Origin of the sequence: Nocardia sp. CDC160, from assembly GCF_035818795.1 — a bacterium.
In the GTDB taxonomy this organism is placed as follows: Bacteria; Actinomycetota; Actinomycetes; order Mycobacteriales; family Mycobacteriaceae; genus Nocardia.
Genome location: NZ_JAYKYT010000006.1, coordinates 247,433 through 266,853 on the forward strand (window position 1 = coordinate 247,433; position 19,421 = coordinate 266,853).

Annotated in this window: 19 protein-coding genes; all 19 read left to right on the forward strand. The window is 66.2% G+C overall.

The features are described 5' to 3' along the window. Positions 1-363 precede the first annotated feature (363 nt). The 19 genes from VMT40_RS32275 (at position 364) to VMT40_RS32365 (ending at position 19,380) form a co-directional block, all read left to right on the forward strand. The gene (locus VMT40_RS32275) at positions 364-1,788 is read left to right on the forward strand and encodes a cutinase family protein (RefSeq protein WP_326363242.1); all 1,425 of its coding nucleotides are present in this window, start codon (positions 364-366) and stop codon (positions 1,786-1,788) included. A 77-nt stretch (positions 1,789-1,865) separates the two neighbouring features. After that, positions 1,866-2,405, forward strand: coding sequence for a DUF6668 family protein (locus VMT40_RS32280; RefSeq protein ID WP_326363056.1), 540 nt, complete (start codon positions 1,866-1,868; stop codon positions 2,403-2,405). Then, a complete protein-coding gene (locus VMT40_RS32285) occupies positions 2,402-2,689 on the forward strand; it encodes a hypothetical protein (protein ID WP_326363058.1) in 288 nt (95 codons plus the stop codon). Before VMT40_RS32280 ends, VMT40_RS32285 begins: the two co-directional genes overlap by 4 nt. Before the next feature lie 18 nt (positions 2,690-2,707). Next, positions 2,708-2,971: a hypothetical protein gene (locus VMT40_RS32290; RefSeq protein ID WP_326363059.1), complete on the forward strand. Its 264-nt coding sequence runs from the start codon at positions 2,708-2,710 to the stop codon at positions 2,969-2,971. A 2-nt stretch (positions 2,972-2,973) separates the two neighbouring features. Next, on the forward strand, positions 2,974-3,591 hold the full coding sequence (locus VMT40_RS32295; RefSeq protein ID WP_326363060.1) for a hypothetical protein: 618 nt from the start codon (positions 2,974-2,976) through the stop codon (positions 3,589-3,591). After that, the gene (locus VMT40_RS32300) at positions 3,588-4,409 is read left to right on the forward strand and encodes a hypothetical protein (RefSeq protein ID WP_326363061.1); all 822 of its coding nucleotides are present in this window, start codon (positions 3,588-3,590) and stop codon (positions 4,407-4,409) included. The genes VMT40_RS32295 and VMT40_RS32300 overlap by 4 nt, the downstream gene beginning before the upstream one ends. Continuing rightward, a complete protein-coding gene (locus VMT40_RS32305; protein WP_326363062.1) occupies positions 4,394-5,896 on the forward strand; it encodes a hypothetical protein in 1,503 nt (500 codons plus the stop codon). Before VMT40_RS32300 ends, VMT40_RS32305 begins: the two co-directional genes overlap by 16 nt. Before the next feature lie 56 nt (positions 5,897-5,952). Further along, positions 5,953-7,449 (forward strand): SCO6880 family protein, encoded by a 1,497-nt coding sequence (locus VMT40_RS32310; RefSeq protein WP_326363063.1) that lies wholly within the window; start codon positions 5,953-5,955, stop codon positions 7,447-7,449. A gap of 3 nt (positions 7,450-7,452) precedes the next feature. Beyond that, a complete protein-coding gene (locus VMT40_RS32315; protein WP_326363064.1) occupies positions 7,453-9,135 on the forward strand; it encodes a hypothetical protein in 1,683 nt (560 codons plus the stop codon). Further along, positions 9,132-10,181 (forward strand): C40 family peptidase, encoded by a 1,050-nt coding sequence (locus VMT40_RS32320; RefSeq protein WP_326363065.1) that lies wholly within the window; start codon positions 9,132-9,134, stop codon positions 10,179-10,181. The genes VMT40_RS32315 and VMT40_RS32320 overlap by 4 nt, the downstream gene beginning before the upstream one ends. Positions 10,182-10,256: 75 nt before the next feature. Continuing rightward, complete coding sequence (locus VMT40_RS32325) at positions 10,257-11,273, forward strand: hypothetical protein (protein WP_326363066.1); 1,017 nt, start codon at positions 10,257-10,259, stop codon at positions 11,271-11,273. Positions 11,274-11,359: 86 nt separating this feature from the next. Beyond that, on the forward strand, positions 11,360-12,376 hold the full coding sequence (locus VMT40_RS32330) for a hypothetical protein (protein ID WP_326363067.1): 1,017 nt from the start codon (positions 11,360-11,362) through the stop codon (positions 12,374-12,376). Between the two features lie 37 nt (positions 12,377-12,413). Continuing rightward, the gene (locus VMT40_RS32335) at positions 12,414-13,442 is read left to right on the forward strand and encodes a hypothetical protein (protein ID WP_326363068.1); all 1,029 of its coding nucleotides are present in this window, start codon (positions 12,414-12,416) and stop codon (positions 13,440-13,442) included. A 78-nt stretch (positions 13,443-13,520) separates the two neighbouring features. After that, a complete protein-coding gene (locus VMT40_RS32340) occupies positions 13,521-14,528 on the forward strand; it encodes a hypothetical protein (RefSeq protein WP_326363069.1) in 1,008 nt (335 codons plus the stop codon). 235 nt (positions 14,529-14,763) lie between these two features. Then, entirely contained in the window at positions 14,764-15,630 is an 867-nt protein-coding gene (locus VMT40_RS32345) for a hypothetical protein (RefSeq protein ID WP_326363070.1), read from the forward strand. A 120-nt stretch (positions 15,631-15,750) separates the two neighbouring features. Beyond that, positions 15,751-16,458 carry a hypothetical protein gene (locus VMT40_RS32350; protein WP_326363072.1) on the forward strand — a complete coding sequence of 236 codons (708 nt, stop codon included), beginning with the start codon at positions 15,751-15,753 and terminating at the stop codon, positions 16,456-16,458. Between the two features lie 2 nt (positions 16,459-16,460). Beyond that, a complete protein-coding gene (locus VMT40_RS32355) occupies positions 16,461-17,180 on the forward strand; it encodes a hypothetical protein (protein WP_326363073.1) in 720 nt (239 codons plus the stop codon). Then, a complete protein-coding gene (locus VMT40_RS32360; protein WP_326363074.1) occupies positions 17,177-18,985 on the forward strand; it encodes a type IV secretory system conjugative DNA transfer family protein in 1,809 nt (602 codons plus the stop codon). Before VMT40_RS32355 ends, VMT40_RS32360 begins: the two co-directional genes overlap by 4 nt. Then, the gene (locus VMT40_RS32365) at positions 18,982-19,380 is read left to right on the forward strand and encodes a DUF4913 domain-containing protein (protein WP_326363076.1); all 399 of its coding nucleotides are present in this window, start codon (positions 18,982-18,984) and stop codon (positions 19,378-19,380) included. The genes VMT40_RS32360 and VMT40_RS32365 overlap by 4 nt, the downstream gene beginning before the upstream one ends. The last annotated feature ends 41 nt before the right edge of the window (positions 19,381-19,421 follow it).

Below are 19,421 nucleotides of genomic sequence, written 5' to 3' on the forward strand. Positions count from 1 at the left end.
AACACATATCGACGTTGTCCAGCACAGGCTCAATCGGCATATTCGAAGAATTTGTTGCACAGATCACCGAGTGGTTCTAATCTGGAGCCCTCAGCACGACAGCGACATTGCAGCAAATGTAACTGGCTCGATAGTCGCCTCGTGACTGACCTTTCCAGGGATCTGCGGTGGCAGTACCTGAAGGCGTGATCTCCCTTCCCGCGTACTCGAGTGGGACTGGCGCGCGCATTTCTTTCACCGATCAATCGCACACATCCTCTGCCGCTGCGGCAGGGCGTTGACGGATCGCTCGCGCCATCATGCCGGGCCGATTCTCCAAAACGCTTGCCTGCGTGGGGGTTCGGAGGTGGAAGGAGGCATGCCATGAGGCGTCCCAGGAGAATCGTTCGAGCGTGCGTCGTTTCGCGTGGTCTGAGCGCGGCCATCGCGACAAGTTTGGTAGCCGCGGGGGTCAGTGCGGGAGTTGCAGCCGCTGAATCCACGGAGAGCGGCGGATGCCCCGGGTTGATCGCGTTGGGAGTGCAGGGGACCGGTGAATCCGCGCCGGATGCAGATGCGCGCACCGATACCGGGTTTCTCGGAGATAACGTGTTGACCCCATTGATGGTTCGCGCGGCCGGCAAGGCCGACCGTTTGTATGTCGCATATCCGGCCGGATTCGGTGGCGCGACGTCGGGGAGTTCCGAGCCGTACTCCGAATCGGTGGCTACCGGGCTCAAGAACCTGCGGGAGTTGGCCACCGACCAGTTGAGTCGCTGCCCGACTTCGTACCTCGCGATCGTCGGGTACTCGCAGGGCGCCCATGTCGCGTCGATGTTCGCCCAAGAAGTCGGCCGCGGCGGCGGATCAGTTCCCGCGGATCGCGTTGCCGCGGTGGCGCTTTTCGCTGACCCGACTCGTAACCCGAATGCGCCGCTGTTCCCCGGTGCTCCGGGCAGAAACGTCCCCGACGCTGCACCGGGAACCTCCGGTGACGCAGTTCGATCAGTGACACCGATGTCGGAGGCGACTGCCACCGGCGGTGGTATAGGTCCCGAGCGTGACGTCGCCACAGATTTCGGATCCCTGACCGGCCGGGTCGCGTCGTGGTGTACGACAGGCGATCTCGCGTGTGACGCCCCCAGCGGTGCGCCGATCCTTCGGGTGGTGACCAACCTGGTCGGGCAATCCGACCTGAGCGATCCGCTCAAGGCGTTGCAGTCGGTGTCGGAAGCATTGGCGTTCACGGCCTTCAAGACCGCTGTCACGGTCACGGACGAGGACGTCACGGGCACCTCACTGGCGAGCTTGTCGCTGAATCCGAAGAAGTCGTTGTCGGAGCGGGTCGCCGAAGCCTCCGATCCGCGCACAACGGTCGACACCGATGCAACGATCCGCGCGCTGTTCAAGGTCGCCACGATCGGATTGAACGCGGTGACGACGCTCGCCCAAACGCTGCTGACCCCAGCGAACATCACCGAGCTGGTATCGGCCGGGCTGGCCAATCCGGGCGCGGCGATCGCGCTGTTCGGTCAGAAGCTTGCGGCGGCCGTCCCGGAGGTGATGCCACCGGCGACCACGAGTCGGCTGGTGCAGCAGGCGTTCACCGCGGTCGAGCAGAACGTGACCGATAACAAGGAGTTGCTGGATCTGGCCACGTGGACGAAGTTCAGCGACACCGTCGCCCGGCACGTGTCCTACCAGACCACGCCGACTGACTCCGGCACCACCGCGACAGCGGCGACAGTAGAGTGGCTGACCGCGGTGGCCGAGGATATCGCCGCCTCGCACGGTGGCGATGCACGATGAGATCCGCCGGGCTCCTGTGCCGTCGGCTCCCGCCACGTGCGGTGGTCGCTCCCCCAGCCGCACAGCGTGCTGAGGTCATGATCGGACCGTGTCCCGCCCAAACGATCGACGGCAAGGTTCCATCGTTCTGGCTCCTCGGTGCTCACGGCGGGGCCGGGGTGAGCACGCTGGCGTGGATGTGGTCGCAGGCCGCCGATTGCGGGCGGGCGTGGCCGGCTCCTGTCGCCGACGAATCGAAGTTCGTGGTGCTGGTGGCACGTGAGACCGTGACCGGTCTGGCCGCAGCCGATGCCCTGCTGCGCCAGCATCACGCCGAACTCGCGGGCGGCTGCACGGTTTTGGGATTGGTCACGGTCGCGGCCCGCCCCGGCCGGATGTCGACAGTAATCCGCCGCGACCTGGCCCTGTATGGGGCTTTGACGGACCGAGTGTGGCGGGTCCGGTGGCATGAGGAGTTCATTCAGCAACCGCTGCGGATGTTCGGCCGCAGCAGCGAAGACCTCAGCTGGCGCGACACCTCAGTGCCGTCCGACGTCGCGGAGATCGAGCGCGAAATCCTCACGCTCGTAGAGCAATCCGGATCCGCCACCACTCAGGAAGGAGGGCTGCCGTCATGAACACAATCCATGAGTTCCTCACGATGAGCATCTCCGCCATCGAGCCGATCACCTCGGAGGCCCCACCCGGATCGAACGCCATCATCCGGTTGGTGCGGTGGCTGCTATGGGGCGTGATGCTCTCCGGCGTCGCTGGAATCACCTACGCGGGAGGGAAATTCGCGTGGGAACGCTGGACCGGTGGCGTCCTGGAATCCCCCAAGATGGTCGTCGCCGCGTTGATCGGCGGCATCGTGGCCACTTCGGCCTCGACCATCCTCAACACCGTCGTGCTCACCACCTAGCCGGACGAGGCGATCACCATGACGAGCACGTTGATGTGGGCGGCCTCCGAGCTGAACCCGGAGGTGAATCGGACACTCCGACAGCTTCTTTCGTGGCTGCTGTGGGGGTGCGAGCTGGTATTGCTGGCTCGGCTCATCGCGGCCGGAGCACAGCTGTGGATGGAGCGGCGGCAGTCGGAGATCCACGGCCGTCACGCCGGAACCGTCATCGCGATGACGCTGGTCTCGACTGCCATCGCGGCGGTCGCGGTGCCGATAGCGGCCACCGCGCTGGGAGGCTGACCATGAAGCTCCTGCTGGCGCTGGCCGCTCTGCTCTCGGCCGCACTCGTGTTGGCCGTCGCCTGCGCCAGCGCTGATCACCATGACGGCGGTGTCGCCGATGCCCCGGCGACTCCGACCGGTATCCGATGGACCGACTACCAGGGCGTGGCGATCCCGCTCACTGACCAGGGACCACGCACTTATACGCCCTCCGTCGCAGCTGGTTTCGATCCCTCACCTGCCGGAGCGGCCGTGGCCGCGATCGTGCACACCATTCGGATGTCACTCGCGCCGGACGGGGCATGGGCACAGATCGCGGCAGCAGAGCTGGCCCCTGGTCCAGGCAAAGACACCTGGGCCACCGCGCGAGTGCTGTTCTCCATCACCCACCCCGCCGACTCCGCCTCCGCACCAAGGATTCTCGGCTACTCCGTCGACGAGTACGGGCCCGGACAGCATGCACAGGTGACCGTGTTCACGGCGTATCCGGACGCCTCACTCGCCGCAACCCGCACGGTCGTGGTGTGGATGGGTGAGGACTGGCGTCTTCAGCTTCCCGATCCTCATTCGACCCAACGCCTGGTTCAGACGATCTCCCAAATCCCTGAAAAAGCAGTGAGATTGGAGAAAGCGCGATGAACGCATCCGAAGGCACACGTTTTCGGTCAAAGGGCTGGCTGGTTGCGGCTCTGTTCGTGGCCCTGATCGTCCTCGTCGCAGCACTGGTGTTCATCGTCGGCTCCGACAACTCGAACAGCCACGACACCACCGCACCCACGCCGTCTACGTTTGCCCGCGGCGACACCGAGGGCGGATTCGGAACCCCGACGACCGACATCCTGGGACGGCGAGTGGACCTCCCCCTCGCTGCCGCAGGCCAGCCGTTGTCGCAAACCGTCACCCCGGTGGCTGAATCAGACCCGTCATGGCTGACCGCCGCTCCAGCAGGCACGACCGGGCGGGGCGGCTGGCAACGCGTCTATGGAGTATCGGTGCCGTTCTCGACCTCGGACGGGCCGACCCAGATCCGAGGCGGGATGGCCGCCGGGTACGCGCGCACGCCGCGCGGCGCAGCGCTGGCGGCGGTGTACATCACCCACCAACTCGCGGCGCGACCAGCCGATCCCGCCGTGGTCGCGCGGGTCAACTACTCCGCGGCCGACTTGGCCGCCTACCGCGGCAAGGTCGCGGACGGCACGCTGCCGATACGGCAGCCGGAGGCAGTGACGCGGTGGATCGTAGCCCCGGATGCCTTCCAGATCGTGTCGTGGTCACCGGATCTGGTCGTGGTGAAGACCGCGAGCCGTCGTGCACCTGGCACAGCGGAACAGGCGCCGACGTGGACGTCGGTCCGATACACCGTCGTCTGGACCCGCGGTGACTGGAACCTGTTGCCCGGCACAGAATTCACGGGCAGTCAGGAAATCGCCTCGATTCTCGGGTGGACGCCATGGTGACCCGGGAGCGCACGAACCACCGACTACGCCGCCGGATAGCCGCCCTACTTATCGCTGTCGTCGCAGCGCTGGGCGTCGGGGCGAGTAGCAGTGCCGCCGATCCCGGCTCGTTCGGATTCGATCAAGCCTGTAATCAACTGCACGACACCATCAGCACCGTCCCCGGACTCGGTTCGCTCGGGGACACGGTGTCGGGGCTGTGCAAGGCCGGCAACGTCGCCACTCATCCGCTCGACGCCGTTGAAGCGGTGAAAGACAAGGCATGGGACACGACCTTCGGATCGATCGTCGATTCCCTGCTGCACGGCCTGGGGCAGGCGCTGATCATGGCGCTGGTGTGGTGGACCAAGATCCCCAACGACAAGCTTCTCGCGGAACAGGACCTCTGGACACGAATCAGTAAGTACACCAGCGATATTCAGGTCTACTTCCTCGCGGCATCCGTGATGGTCGGCGCAGTGCGGATGGCGATCGCGCGCCACAATGCCCACGCCGAGCAAGCCGGTGAACTCATGCGAGTGCTGACGCGTTCGATCGTCGCCGTCTGGATTGCCGGAGCGGTCGTGCTGGGCGCCTCCCGCGCCTCAGATGCATTCGCAGCATGGATCATCAATGACGCTACCGATGGAAATGCATCTGGCACAGCACAATTTATGGTCGAGACCAGCGCCTACCAGGGGTTCTCGCCAGGGCTGGTGTTGATCATCGCGTGTGTCGGGATGCTCGGAGCACTGGCGATGGCGGTCATGGCGATCCTGCGCCAGGCATTCCTGGTCGTCGCTATGGCGATGCTGCCGCTGGCGGCGGCGGGATCCGGACTCGGGTCAGGCAAGCACGCCCACGATCGCCTGTGGTCCTGGATCGTCGCGTTCCTGCTGTGGAAACCTGTTGCAGCCCTTGTGTATCTGATCGCCTTCTCTGCTGTCGATACCACCCCGGCAATGAACCCGGCCACCCCTCTGGACGCCGACACCGGCCAGCGTCGGCTGATAGGTGTGATGTTGCTGATCTGCGCGGTGTTCGTCCTGCCCGCCCTGATGCGGCTGGTGTCACCCGTCGTTTCCGCCGTCGGGTCCGGCGGGTCGGGTGCGGCGGCGGTCGGAGTGATGCTGACCGCCGGAGCCGCGGCGGCCACCGGCGGCAAGGCGCTGCTGTTACGCGGAGCCGCCGCAGCAGCACTGGGTGCGGGTGCGTCGAACTCCAGTTCTAGCGGCGGGTCGACGCCCACCGGTCACGCCACCCGAACCCCGACCACGGCGGCCGCCGGACGTACCGCCGCCGCGCGCACCCAAGGCAATACATCGCCGACTGTAACCACAGCCCCAGCCAACGTTTCGGGCACACCCGCGGGAGCCGCACCCGGTCGCACACGCACCGCGACAAACACCGCGCCGACCGCATCCACTGCCGCGCCGCCACCGAAGCGAACAGCGGCCCCGCCTCCTCCATCGCCGCGTCGCCGAGGGGGCGACGACATCCCGATCTAACTGTCCCCCAGAGGAATTCGCGGCCGAAGCCCGCACATGACGAAGGAGGGTTGACCATGGCGACACACGTCGAGACTGACATCGAACGCACCTACAGCGCAGGCACCGTCCCCCGCGCGGAGGGTCTGCTGGGGTTGTCCTGGCCCGCGATGGTGACCGCAGGCACGGTCGTCATTACCGCGATGATCACCCACCTGATCGCCGGATTCCCGGCCTCGGGAATCGTTCTCGCGACCGGTGCCGCCATAGCCGGGCCGCTGGTGATCCGAATTCGAGGCCGTTCTGGCTACGAACGCGCCATCCTGCTGGCCCGCTGGGTACATGCACGCCGCCGCCGCGAAACCCTCTATCACGGTGGCGCGTTCTCCACCCTGCCCGGCCGCTCACGAAAGCTCCCTGGCCTGCTCGTCAGCACCCGCCTCTACTCCGGGCGCGATATCGCCGGCTGGCCTTTCGGCATGATCCACGCCCCGAAACTGCACGAATACACCATCGTGCTGGCCTGCTGGCCGCAAGGCGCCGAGGCGGTCGACCAGCCGATCGTGGACCGGTGGGTCGCAGCGTGGGGTGGGTTCCTGGCCGATATCGGAGGACAGCCCGATGTCGCCGCGATCGTCCCCGTGCTCGACACCGTGCCCGAGACCGGCAATCGACTGCTCAAAGAGGTGCAAACGCTCACCGACCCCGACGCGCCCGCGTCTGCGCGAGAGGTCCTGTGGGCGTTGGGAACTGGACTCCCCGCACAGCATGTCCGGCTGGAAGCCCGCCTGGCGATCACGCTGCGCGCAACCACACCCGAACGCCGCAAGGACCCGGCCGAGCAGGCCCTCGAAATCGCGCGTCGCCTGCCGGGCATCACCGCGGCCCTCGACGAAGCCGGGGTGCGGTCACGGCCGATGACCGCCGAAGAGATAATCGCTTTCGTCCGCCGCAGCTTCGACCCGTCCTCCCAGCCCGACCTGGAAGCCGCGGCGGCCGAACCCGATGGCCACGGACTCACCTGGGACCAAACCGGCCCCAGCGAACACGACGAGCGCCGCGACCACTACCGCCACATGGGTGCGGTATCGGTGAGCTGGGAAATGGATGCCCAACCCCAAGGCGTGGTGACCGAACGGGTCCTGACCCGGCTACTCGAGCCCAACCCGGACCTGCCCCGCAAACGCGTCGCCGTCGTCTACCGGCCGCATTCGGCCGCCGAGGCGACCACAATCGTCGACAACGACTACAAGGACGCCCTCGTCGGCTCCCAAAACCAGCGGGGTGGAATCACATCCGCGGCCTCTGTGCTGCGCGTCCAAGCCACCGAACAGGCCCGCGCTGAGCAAGCTCGCGGACACGGCGTGAGCAGCTACGGAATTCTGGTCACCGTCACCAACCCCGCCGGAACCGATCTGCCGCGCATCGAAGCGCTGACCAAGGATCTGTCGACCCAGTGTCGGCTCCACATCGAACGGTGCTACCGGTATCAGGCCGCCGCATTCGCCGCGTCTCTCGGCGTCGGGGTGATCCTGCCCGAGCACGCCAGCGTCCCCAAGTTCCTGGAGGGCTGAGCGATGCGCCGATTACGCAGTCGCACCGCCTTTTCGGCGACCTCGGACGTCGCTCGCCGTCACCGCCGCCTGGTCGGCCGCCACCATCGTGACCCCGAACCACTCAGCGAGGCCGTTCATGGGGCGGACCGCGAACGGCGCACCGCGCGCTCGACCTCTACCGGCTACCGCGGCGTGGAAGGGGGCCGTTGCGCGGGCGTCGGCCGACCGCTGGAAGTCCGCGGCACAACGGCGCAAATCGTTGGACTGTGGCCGTGGGCCGTCGGCGCCGGGGCGCCGGTGATCGGCACGCCCCTCGGCCCGCATCTGCGCACCGGCGCACCCGTCTGCTTCGATCCACTCAATTGGTTCGCACGCGCCGGACTGCTGTCTGCGCCCAGTCTGTTCGTCCTGGGCCTCAACGGATTCGGCAAGTCCTCGCTGGTGCGCCGCATCGTCATCGGCGGCGTCGCGCAAGGCATCACTCCGCTCATCCTCGCCGACGTCAAACCCGACTACCGACAGCTCGTGGAGGCCGTCGGCGGGCAGGTCATTGATCTCGGTCACGGATATGGCCGACTCAACCCTCTCGATGGCGGTGCGCTGGCTGCTGCCGTCGTTGCGCTGGAAAGCGCTGGACAGGCTGAACGCGCCGCAGTGATGCGCTATGAGTGGCACGCCCGGCAGGCGTCGCTGCTCTCAGCGCTGATCGAGTTGGTGCGCGGCGCTCGGGTGGCCGATTACGAGCAGACCGTCATCGCCACTGCGCTGCGAATCCTGCACTCCCCCACCGAATCCGGTGGACATGGGTTCACCCCCGATCAACCGCCCGTAATTGACGACCTGATGAGCGTCATCGTGACCGGAGGAGAGGACCTCCGGCTTGATGCCGCCGCCGACACCGAGGCGGCGTACCAGGAAGCCATCATCGGCATCCGCCGCTCACTCCGCGCACTGACCCAAGGACCATTCGGGCGAATCTTCAACGGGCACACCACCACCCGTATCGATCTCGATGCCACTGCCATCTGCGTCGACGTCTCCCACATCCCGGCCGGTGACAAGAAACTCAAAGCCGCGGTCATGATCGCGTGCTGGGCCACCGGATTCGCCGCCATCGAAGCACACAACGCACTCGCCGATGCTGGTCTGATCCGCCAACGCTACTTCCAGGCCGTGATGGACGAACTCTGGCAAGTCCTGGGCATGGGCGAGTTCATGGTCGACCGCGTCGACGAACTCACGCGCCTGCAACGCGGCATCGCCTGTGCACTGATCATGATCTCGCACACCATCAAAGATCTCGACAACCTCGGCACCAGCGCCGCCAAGGCTCTCGGCTTCCTCGAGCGCGCCCGCGCGAAGATATTCGGAGCGCTGCCCGCCGAAGAGATCTTACGCCTGGACTCACGAGTTCCATTCACCGCGACCGAACGCGAAATGGTCACCTCCTGGTCCTCGCCCGCCGCGCTGAGCGGCGACATCATCGGAAACGGGGAGAACCGCCCGTTGCCCCCGGGCACCGGCAAGTTCCTGCTCAAGATCGGCGAAGACAGGCGACCTGGCATCCCGTTCTATCTTTCGCTGACCGAGATCGAGCGAGAACAGTTCGGGGACACCAACTCTCGCTTCCACGGCTTTGCCGCTCCGCGGACAGAACAAGAACGCGACACATCTCGCAGCAATGCCGATGGGGTGTCGCCGTGAACCGCGGGAGTGCGTTACGGCTGGGGATCGCGCTCGCGGTCGCAGTCTTGGCGGTGCCGCTGTTGCTGATCCTGGTCGTCATCCCGTCCGACGGTGGCTGCACGAATCAGACCGTCGGCGCAGCATCGACCGCGAACGGATTCACCGCCAATCAGACCTCCATCGCGCGCACCGCGATCGCAGTCGGCCGACAGCGCCACATCAGCGACACCGGCATCACCGCGGCGCTCGTCGCCGCGGGTACTGAGAGCGACTTCCGCAATCTCGCCAATGCCAATGTCCCCGAATCATTGCGTTACGACCACGACGCCGTCGGCGACGATCACGACTCGGTCGGACCGTGGCAGATCCGCGCGTCCCTGCACGGCACCGACGGGATCGCGGGGCTGATGGATCCAGCCCAGCAGGCCCATTGGTTCTACGACCAGCTCGATGCGCTCCCGGGATGGCAGACCATGACCCCGGACGCGATCGCGCAAGCCATCGAACGCTCCGCCGTCCCCGACGCCTACGCCCGCCAAATCGACCGCGCCACACACCTACTGGCCACCATTGGAGCCAGCATCGGTATCCCGGTCGCCGCCTGCGCGGTCGCTGCCGTCGATGCCGACGGCTTCGGTGCAGCTGTTCTCGCTGCCGCCCGTCGATGGATCGGCTACCCGTACGTCTGGGGCGGAGGAGACGAAAACGGCCCCACTTCAGGTGGTTTCGACTGCTCCGGGCTCGTGCTGTACGCGATCTATCAAGCCTCCGGCGGTCATATCGCTCTGCCGCACTACACCCAAGCCCAACAGGACGACCCGCGCGGCGCACCCGTGGACCGCGCAGACCTGCGGCCTGGCGACCTCATCTACTTCACCAGCCCGGGGCAGAACGATTCGCATCACGTCGCGATCTACGCCGGAACCATCGATGGCGACGAGATGGTCCTGCAAGCACCGACATTCGGTGTCCCTGTCGGCTACGGCTCGCTGTCCGGATGGTCAGGCGAGCGCTGGGACATCCGCCGGTTCGGCGGCGCGGTAGAGGGAGGCACCAGCCCATGACGGCCAGCTGCCCAGCTACTCCCACGAGACCGTATCCCGGTCGTTCACATCCCATGCACGAAGGAGGTGTCGAGGATGAACACACCTGAGATGCCCGCAGCCGAACGGGCGACGCAAATGTACGAGGCACTGGAGCTGCTCTACGCCCGGGAAACCGCGCGCAGCGTCTTCCCCCAAGGCGAGGATATGACGGCCTCCGATGCCGAGGACCTCACCGACGACCTCGATCTCGCCGTTGAAATCGATGCCGCCGAAGCGGGATTGATGAAGTTCCTCCTGGAGCATCAATCCGAGCTCGACAAGGACCCGCGGTGGGGATACGTGTACTGCAGCTACGCGGTGCTCGTCGGCCACCCGCCCGAGGTGCTGGCCTGTCGAACACTCGCGGATTGCTTCGACGCCACCCGCGAACACCTTCAAACGCACCCGACCCCGCCGACCGAAACTGCATTGCACGTCGAAATCCAATTCGTGGCAACGCAATCGACGATCCTACGGGTCTGCGGCACACCCAGCCTAGTGGACAAAGCACTGCACCAGAGCCAGCACGAGCATCTCGCCGCGGTAGCGACCGTCATAGCCCGCAATCTCCTTCAACAGCGAGAAACCGGCGATTCGACCGCGCCAACAGCGACCCCTCGCGATCGCAGTTGCTTACCGACCACATGCGATCCCGCCATCCCCGTGATCGTCCGCTGGGCTCTCGCCGAGGCGACCCGCACCAATGAACCGAATCCGTGGGACCTCCAAGCCGGTGTGGCGGGCATGCACGTAGGCGGAATCCGGCACCTCATGCGGTTCCCCCATCTCCTCGAAACCGCAGACCAATGCCGGTATCCGACTGCACGGCACAACCTGGCCGCGATCGAAGAACTCGTCACCATCCACGTCCACCGGCACCAGCGCGCCGAAACGCGGACCGACGGAACCGAACTCACCGCCGGCACATCGAACGCGTCCCAGATCCGCCGACTGATCAGCAGCGCACAGGACCCGACGGGCGCGCCGTACCCAGGACTGCCACCCACTCCGGAACACCCCGGCACACCAGAGGGCCCGGACCTGTCATCTGATCCGGGCATCGAGATCTGAGCAGCAGCCACTCGGACACGCCCACTCCGGCCGCCCACGCCAGTTCATCCGCGCGCTCCGGCCACCTAGCAGAAGGGAGCCGACCAATGACCACTCCGCACTCCGAATCCTCCGCCCACACGACTGCCAAGCGGCTCTGGGACGAGCTGGTCGGTGTTTACAACCAGGCGATCGACCGTCACGTCGAGCCGACCGACGGGGGATGGTCAGTCCGTTACGTCTCCCGTGTGCACGAAAGCCCCGAATTGGCCGACGCGGTCTTCGAGGCCGATCGGCGGATGTCGAAGTTCCTGTTGCAGCATCGCGACGAGCTGTCGACCTACTCCCGATGGAAGGGCCAATACACCACCCTCGACGAGCCGAAATACACTGTGCAAGCCAGCCATCCGGCGACGACGATCGAATGTTGCACTCTCCCCGACGCATTGGCTGCAGCCACAGCCCATCTCGAATCCGATGACCTCACCGCGCAGCCAGGTCAGCGGGTGATGGTCGAAATCTACGACGACGACGGCGATACAGCGCGCTTCAGCGCCTACAACACGGCCTCGGCCGTGATCGAAGAACTCCGAGCCCGTGCTGACGAACAACTGGCCGCGACCGCACTGGTTCTGGCCCGCAACGAATCTCGACGAGACCGGGTACACCCAGGTCCCGGCATTGTCAGCATCGACCTGCGGGTGGACCCTCGTGCCGCGACGACGATGATTATCGCCCAGTGGGCGATCGCCGAGGCACGGCGCTCCGACACCACGGTCGTCAACGGATACGACCATGCACTGGAGGACTCGGGGGTCAACCTGGTGCTGGTCCGTGAGCTCGCTGCCGATCCCCTGGGCGCCTCGCTCGCCGATGTGCCTCACCTTCCGAGCGTGCATGACCGCTATGCCGTGCTCGAACAGATCATCACCGGCGAAGCTCCGCCGATATCCGCAGCGACGCCGACCACCCACCACGAAACGTCGGCCGCGAGAATCCAGCGGCTGATCGCCGAGGCCCGACTGTCCACCGACGGTCTCGACGCTGAACCTGCGACTGGAACTCACCTTCCACAGTCGGACACCGGGGCCGACACCATCGCCGCACCAGAGCTAGAGCTATGACCGCGGCCGGCGTGCAATGCCCGGACGGAGCTGCGCGATGACGACATCGGATCCCAGCGACACCGCCGAAGAGCTATTGGAAGCCATCTTCCGGCTCTACGACGCCGTCGTCATGCCCGACGGCGAATGGCCCGGGCACATTCCCACGCGTGCGGAGATATTCCAAAAGGCCACGAGCCTCGGACTTTCCACCGAAATACGCAAGGCCGAACGCACGCTCGGCGACTTCCTCGAACAGCACGCCGACGAGATCGCCGATCACCCGAAGTGGTCCGATCACTACAACAAATACTCGCTGCACCTCAGCGACCCCACCGAGACGATCAGATGTTCCTGCCTCGCTGACGCTTTCACACACGCCGCAGAGCATCTGGCTGCCACAACGGAAACCGGGGCTCCTGACCGCCGACTGCGAGTCGAGATGTACCGGCTGGGTACGAACGAGCCCTTCCTCGAGATCTCGAACACCCGCGCCGCCGCGATCATGCAGCTTCGCTCTGCCGCAGGCGAATTCCTCGCCGCGACCGCCCTCGTCTTGTGCCGACGCCTAACACAGCCGGACACGACTGCTGTGGCGTCGCGCGCGGTATCCCCCGCCGCAAGTGTCACCGATCTCCGAGAACTGATGCGCCGCAATCCCACGGAGACGCTGGCCGTCCAGTGGGCGATTGCCGAGTGCACCGGAAAGAACCCGAACCCCTGGAGCCTTGCGATGCGAGCCGCCGGAGCCGATCTCGGCGCGGTGCATCTGCTCGCCAGCCTGCCGGGGCTGATCGATATCGCCCGAACCCCGCGCCATCCCGACGCGTGCACGCAACGCAGCGTCCTCCAACAGCTGGTCACCCAACTCGCCCAGGGGCGCACGCTCGACAAAGACCGATCGGTGGTCGCCGACCGCGGCACCCACTCCGAACTGGATCAGGCCGCACAGATCCAGCATCTGATCCACCAGGCACAGACCTCGGCTCCCGAGACCGCCGTGCAGGAACCCTTCGGCCCCAATGAGCTTCCGCCTCCAGCGGAGGCAGCACCCGACCTGACAGCCGGGCCGGAGGCCGACCTGTAGAGCCCGGTATCGGTCGTAGACGCGATCACCGCGACAACCGAGCGTCCCATCGTCTCACCGCCAAAGGAGGTGGCAGTTATGTACACAGAGGAATCCCCGGCCGCCGCTAGGGCCAGCGAACTGAAGAAGATCGTCTTTCGCCTCTACGACAAGGAACAAGCCGCTGGGGACGGCATCAATGCCCTGTCCGATATCGCCGACCTGATGGTCCAGATCTTCGAGGCCGAGAACCAGCTGATCGACCACCTCGGAACGCACACAGACGAATTGATCGACCACCCGGCCTGGCAGGCGTACTACAACAAGTTCGCCGTGCAGCTCAGCCACCCGATGACCGCGATCGCCTGCTACACCATCGCCGACGCGTTCGCCCTCGCCGCCGACCACGTCGCCGACCGCCACAAGGCAGTCCCCCTCGATCACCCGATGCTGGTCGAGATCCATCAGGCCGGTGGGGACCGATCGATTTACCAGTTCCTCGACTCCCCGGACAGGGCAGCCGAACACGTCCGCAGGGGCGCGGACGAGTACCTCGCGGCGACCACGCTGCACAAGGTGCGTGACCATGTCGCTTGGTCCAAACGATCTGGGCGGGAACATGATTCGCGCCCAGCCAAGGTCGATTCTGCTCGGCTTCGGGAGATAGTCGATCGCAGGCCCGCCGAAGCGTTGATCGCACGATGGGCGGTAGCCGAGGTCGGTACTCCAGACCTCGCTATCCGTAATCCGTGGGATGCCGATATGGAGAAGGCAGGATTGTGCCTAGGCGCAATCCGACACCTGAGCGAAATCGACGGACTCCTCGAAATTGACAGGGAGCCAAGGCATCCCGCCGCCAGGGAACGCACTCAGCTCGTCGATCAACTCATCACCCACTATTTCGACCACGCGGCGGAAACACGCCAGAGCACGGCATCAGTGGATAGCGAGATCGCCACGCGGGTCGAGCAGTCGACGGGCATCCAGCACCTGATCAACACCGCCCACCCGACCGGGTCGACGACAGCCACCGAAAGCACTGCCTCCCAGGACATCCCGGAGTCGGATATCTCCTCACCTACCGCCGAGCCGGAGGCGGAGCTGTGATCGGCATCTACGCAGCGACCTCCCGAGACGCGGCAGGCACGGAATCGATTACCGCCCGCGATCAGATGGCAGCGAGGCCACGATGACGACACCCGGATCCCAGCCCTCGGCGCAGGACCAGGCCAGCGACCTGGAACAAACCCTGTTCGACCTGTACAAGCGGGCTGGCCACCCGACATACATCTGGACGGAGACCGGATTCCGGTGGATCCCCGTCGATCAGAACGACCAGACCGTGAGCCTCTCGCACGCGCTCCATTCCGCTGAAATGCGGTTCGAAGCATTTCTGCGCACGCATCGCGTCGAATTGTCGGTCGAACCGCGCTGGCAGGGCTACTACGACGCCCTCGCCGAGCGCCCCTACTACGCCCAGATCGCGCCGAGCACGGGATTCTCCTGCCACACCCTGTCCGACGCCTACGCGCAGATACTCGCCTGCCTGCGCGACCTGCCGCCGAACCCGCGCACGGAAATCGAACTACACGACGCACGACTGCCGGAGCCCACTCTCCTGCTGGCCATGCGCAGCACCCACGACGAGGTCGTACGGCACGTACGCCGAGAGGCGCTGTCGCACGAGACGGCCAAGGCTCTGGTCATCTTGCGGAGCGTGGACCGCCACAGCAGACTCCCTGGTCGCATTCCCGCCGTACTCGCGCTTGCCAGACACGATCGGGAGGAGTTCTACGACCTGGTCGAAATTCTCGATTGGGCCAGAACCGAAGCCGCCGCAACCGAACCGACGCTGCCAGGGCCGCGCCTGGATGACGGACTCGTCTTGTGGGACGACGAGATCCGGGCACGAGCCAGCCATCTCGACATCGAGCGAGAGTTGTCCAGCCGACCGATGCTTCCCCAAGCGCGGCGCTTCGACGCCGCCTTGCGCGAATGGCTCACCGGCAGTGCCGATTACACACCACCGGCCGATTCGGCTGCACCGAAGACCGACGCGGATCCAAACGCCGCAGCCGATATCCGCACCCTGATCGACATCGCGCATCCGTCCGAAGTCACAGCTGTCGATGAACCACAGCTGCAGGCAGATCTTCCGGCATCGGAGCTGCGCAGCGAAGCGACAGCGGAGCCGGAGGTGGGGATGTAGACACCTGCTCCCAACCCTGATCCTCGCGCACACAACCGCTGCTGTCGCGACAGCAGCTCACCCAACCCCTCGGAGGGATGAAACACCCGACACGACAAACGATTGAGGAGGTCGAGAACCATGAACGACAACGGTCACGACACCGATCCTCTCTGGTATCAAGCTATTTCGGCCGTCACGCAATACTCGAACAACCTTCGCCGGTTCACCGAACACGGCCAGCTCTACGGCTGGGCGGTCATGCACGGACTCGACGGCCCCGACCTGTGGCCAAAGGTCAAATACGAGATGCGCCGCCAGCTGGGCATCGACTTCGACCAGATCCGCGCCGCCACCCACGCTGCCCGCCGCGCAGCCATCGCCCACGCCGACACCGGACCGGCACTGCGGCTGTGGGCCGCCGCCGATCATGCCCAGCAGAGCTTCGCCGTCTGCGGACCGCACGGGGTCGTCTGGTACGACAATCTCAGCCTCGACGACTGGTGGTACCGCGGCGACCAGCCCACCGCTGAACTATCTGCCGCACACCGGGCGATCTGGCTGGCGGGACGCGCCCGCACCCTGGCCCGCTTCGGCGCCGCCCGTCTGACACTGCACCTGTCCTCGCAGGAGATCACCCCGCGTGCACTGGCGGGCAGCATCGAACGCGCCCGCCTCGCGGTGACAGTCGAACACGTCGACGCCACTACCAATCACGCCGTCGAATGGTGCCGCAAACCCGGTCGCCACGTCACCACCGAACTCGCCGATTTCGTCGAAAAGGACGAACCGCAGGACCCGCCCGCGACCTCGACAGCGCCTCAGCCCGACGACGGGAAGGCGGTGTAGTCATGAACGAGCATGACGAGATCGATCAGGCTCGCCGCGAATTCGGCAGTCTGGCAGGCAAACTCAAGGACGCAGCTGTCGCGGCCGGTCAATGGAATCAGACCCGCGTGCACAATGCCGAGCGTGCCCGTGAGCAGGTCGAGCGTATCCACGACCGTGCCGCGCAACGCGCCGAGCGCGCGTTGCGGATGGCCGAGCGCGCGCAACGCATCGTGCGCACGCACTGGAAGCAGATCGACCGCACCGCCGACGCCGATCTCGCCGTCGAGCTGGAGACCGCCAGGGCGATGCGTGCCGAGCAAGAACAGCTCGTGGCCCAGTGGGCGTGGGCACAAGCCCATGCTGACGAGAATCCGCAAGCAGCAGCCGAATTCGACGACCGGATTCGGCGGGAGATCGGTATCGACCCGGAGCTGCTGCGCAACCCGATCGCCAACGAACCCACCCAGCCGTTCACCCCAATTCGCACGACCTCGGCCGTCGGTGAATCCGCCGACCCTGGTGACGGCGTCACTGGGGCACCCGGCGCCGTCGACGCGACGGCGCTCGACGAAGCTGCGCTGATCCAGGGCTTGATCGATGCCGCCCACCCCGACCACGGCACATCCGAACCGACAACGCCCTCACCGGTGAAGGAGCCCAGGGTGAACGGCGTCGGGCTGGACCAGCACGTGATCTCCGCTGACCTGGAGTCCGATCTGGGCGGGGGTGAGGGTGTGTGACGCAGCGTCCGTCCCAGCACGGCACGACCGATGAATCGGTGCTGGCGTTGGTCGTGTTGCTCGTCGCGATCGGTGCAGCCGTGATCGCGCGGGAATGCTGGGTGCTGGGTGACCGGTGGGCCGGAATCCGCCAGCCCGTTCCCGTCAATCCAATCGCCGCCGCCGGTGAACTCCTCGCCGGCGGTCTGCGGTGGCCGATACAGGCCACATTCCTGGCGGTGCCCACCGAGCTGCTGTTCGCCGCATCAGTCGGTGTTCTCACTCTGTGGCGCGCCCCCTGGGGGCGCACACCGCGCGCACGCCTGGACGCACAGGCACGGTTGATGACCGCACCGCGGCACCTCGGCGAAGTCACCGGTGCCGCCGCCATCCACCGAGCGCAGCGCCTGCGCCCCGGCGCCGTGCTACGACGCGCCACTGATATCGGAATCATTCTGGGGCGCACCGTGATCGGCGACAAGCCTGTGTACATGGGGTGGGAGGACGTCGGGGTGTGTTTCGCCGGGCCGCGCACCGGCAAGACCGCCGCCCTGGCGATCCCAGCCCTCTGTGCGGCGCCCGCCGCGGCGATCGCCACCTCCAACAAGCGAGACCTGCGCGACCATACCCGCGGGGTGCGCGAAAAGGTCGGCCACATATGGGAATCCGACCTGCAAGGTATCACCGGCCACCCGCATCAGGACTGGTGGTGGAACCCCCTGGCCTATGTCTGCGGCCTTGGCGACGCCCGCACCCTGGCCGGCAGGTTCGCCTCGGCCGCCCGCGAGGACAATGCGCGCCTGGACGCCTACTTCTCCGGCGGCTCCGAGGAACTCCTCGCCCTGTACCTGTGGGCCGCTGCCGCCGGGCACGGCGACCTGGTCCATACCCTCGCCTGGCTGGCCGATCCCGACGACTCCACCGCCCACCGGCAACTCGTCGGTGCCGGTGATCTGTTCGCCGCCACCAAACTCGCCACCGCACAAGCACTCAACCCTCGCCAGCGCGATGGCCTCTACGACATGGCGCGGCGCAACCTCGACGTGCTCAATGACCCGACCGCCGCCGCGACCGTCGTCCCGCCTGCGCGGAAGCTGATCGATGGCGATACGACCGATCTCGCGGACTGGTCAGCGTCTGCGAATCAGCGTCTGCCGCAATTCAATCCGGTCGCGTTCGTGCATTCCCACGACACGGTGTATGCGTTGTCCATGGAAGGCCCGGCCTCGGCCACCGGGCTGACCACCGCGCTCGTCGGCTGCATCGTCGACCAAGCGCTCACCGTCGCCCGCGCCAGCACCGGAGGACGGCTACCCGACCCGCTACTAGCGATCCTGGACGAGGCCGCCAACGTCTGCCGGCTGAAGGAACTGCCGAAGCTGTACTCCCACTTGGGCTCTCAAGGCGTCGTCGCGCTCACCTTCCTGCAATCCCCGGCCCAGGGCGCAGAGGTGTGGACCCCGGAATCGCTCAAACAGCTGGCCGAGCAATCCAACGTGCACTACTACGGTGGCGGCGTCCGCGACCGCACCTATCTCGCTGACCTATCAGCGCTGGCCGATGACTACGACGTCTCCCGCTGGTCGCGCTCGCGCGGGCACGGCGGAGCCTCGACCTCGCAATCGTGGTCGCGCGAACCGATCCTGTCCATCGCGACACTCGCCGCACTACCCAAAGACCGTGCAGTGGTGTGGACCTCCGGCAATCCACCGGTCCTGTTGAAGAAAACCTATTGGGACACCACCGAATACGCCGACGCGATCCGCGACTCACTACGCCGATACGGACCTGACGCCGATCCGTTCGCCAAGGACGGTGCGCGATGACCGGGCCAGGCAAGCCTGGCGACGGTGAGCGACCTGCACCGCTGTTCCGCAACGTCGGTGTCTGGGTCGAATCCTGGCTCGCCCCCGCACTTGCCGGGAAACTCACCACCTCCGGCGGCAGCGGCGGGCGGGTGTGGTGCCCGCAATGGTGGCGGCATCCCGAAGTCGCGGTCCGCCTCACTGCGCTGTGGCAGGCCTGGGAATCCGCGCGCGCCAGCGGGTCCGCCGACGCGATGAGCGCTTGGTGGATCCACCACGCCGACCCCCATCTGCGCGTGCTCTGCGACGGCGACTCCGGCCCCATGTACCGCTGCGGCAGCACCCGCCACCACGACCTCCCGCCGTTCCCGACCACCTCGGTACCGCCGGGCTGGTTCGACGATCTGGCCGCATAACCGAACACCCGCGTCGATCCGGAAGGGCACCGCCCATGACC

What these genes read in the sequence shown, in the direction of transcription:
- VMT40_RS32355 (WP_326363073.1), top strand. Translation starts at nt 16,461, where the DNA reads ATGAACGAGCATGACGAGATCGATCAGGCTCGCCGCGAATTCGGCAGT.
- VMT40_RS32300 (WP_326363061.1), top strand. Translation starts at nt 3,588, where the DNA reads ATGAACGCATCCGAAGGCACACGTTTTCGGTCAAAGGGCTGGCTGGTT.
- VMT40_RS32290 (WP_326363059.1), top strand. Translation starts at nt 2,708, where the DNA reads ATGACGAGCACGTTGATGTGGGCGGCCTCCGAGCTGAACCCGGAGGTG.
- VMT40_RS32275 (WP_326363242.1), top strand. Translation starts at nt 364, where the DNA reads ATGAGGCGTCCCAGGAGAATCGTTCGAGCGTGCGTCGTTTCGCGTGGT.
- VMT40_RS32310 (WP_326363063.1), top strand. Translation starts at nt 5,953, where the DNA reads ATGGCGACACACGTCGAGACTGACATCGAACGCACCTACAGCGCAGGC.
- VMT40_RS32285 (WP_326363058.1), top strand. Translation starts at nt 2,402, where the DNA reads ATGAACACAATCCATGAGTTCCTCACGATGAGCATCTCCGCCATCGAG.
- VMT40_RS32315 (WP_326363064.1), top strand. Translation starts at nt 7,453, where the DNA reads ATGCGCCGATTACGCAGTCGCACCGCCTTTTCGGCGACCTCGGACGTC.
- VMT40_RS32325 (WP_326363066.1), top strand. Translation starts at nt 10,257, where the DNA reads ATGAACACACCTGAGATGCCCGCAGCCGAACGGGCGACGCAAATGTAC.
- VMT40_RS32295 (WP_326363060.1), top strand. Translation starts at nt 2,974, where the DNA reads ATGAAGCTCCTGCTGGCGCTGGCCGCTCTGCTCTCGGCCGCACTCGTG.
- VMT40_RS32335 (WP_326363068.1), top strand. Translation starts at nt 12,414, where the DNA reads ATGACGACATCGGATCCCAGCGACACCGCCGAAGAGCTATTGGAAGCC.
- VMT40_RS32350 (WP_326363072.1), top strand. Translation starts at nt 15,751, where the DNA reads ATGAACGACAACGGTCACGACACCGATCCTCTCTGGTATCAAGCTATT.
- VMT40_RS32280 (WP_326363056.1), top strand. Translation starts at nt 1,866, where the DNA reads ATGATCGGACCGTGTCCCGCCCAAACGATCGACGGCAAGGTTCCATCG.
- VMT40_RS32365 (WP_326363076.1), top strand. Translation starts at nt 18,982, where the DNA reads ATGACCGGGCCAGGCAAGCCTGGCGACGGTGAGCGACCTGCACCGCTG.
- VMT40_RS32330 (WP_326363067.1), top strand. Translation starts at nt 11,360, where the DNA reads ATGACCACTCCGCACTCCGAATCCTCCGCCCACACGACTGCCAAGCGG.
- VMT40_RS32340 (WP_326363069.1), top strand. Translation starts at nt 13,521, where the DNA reads ATGTACACAGAGGAATCCCCGGCCGCCGCTAGGGCCAGCGAACTGAAG.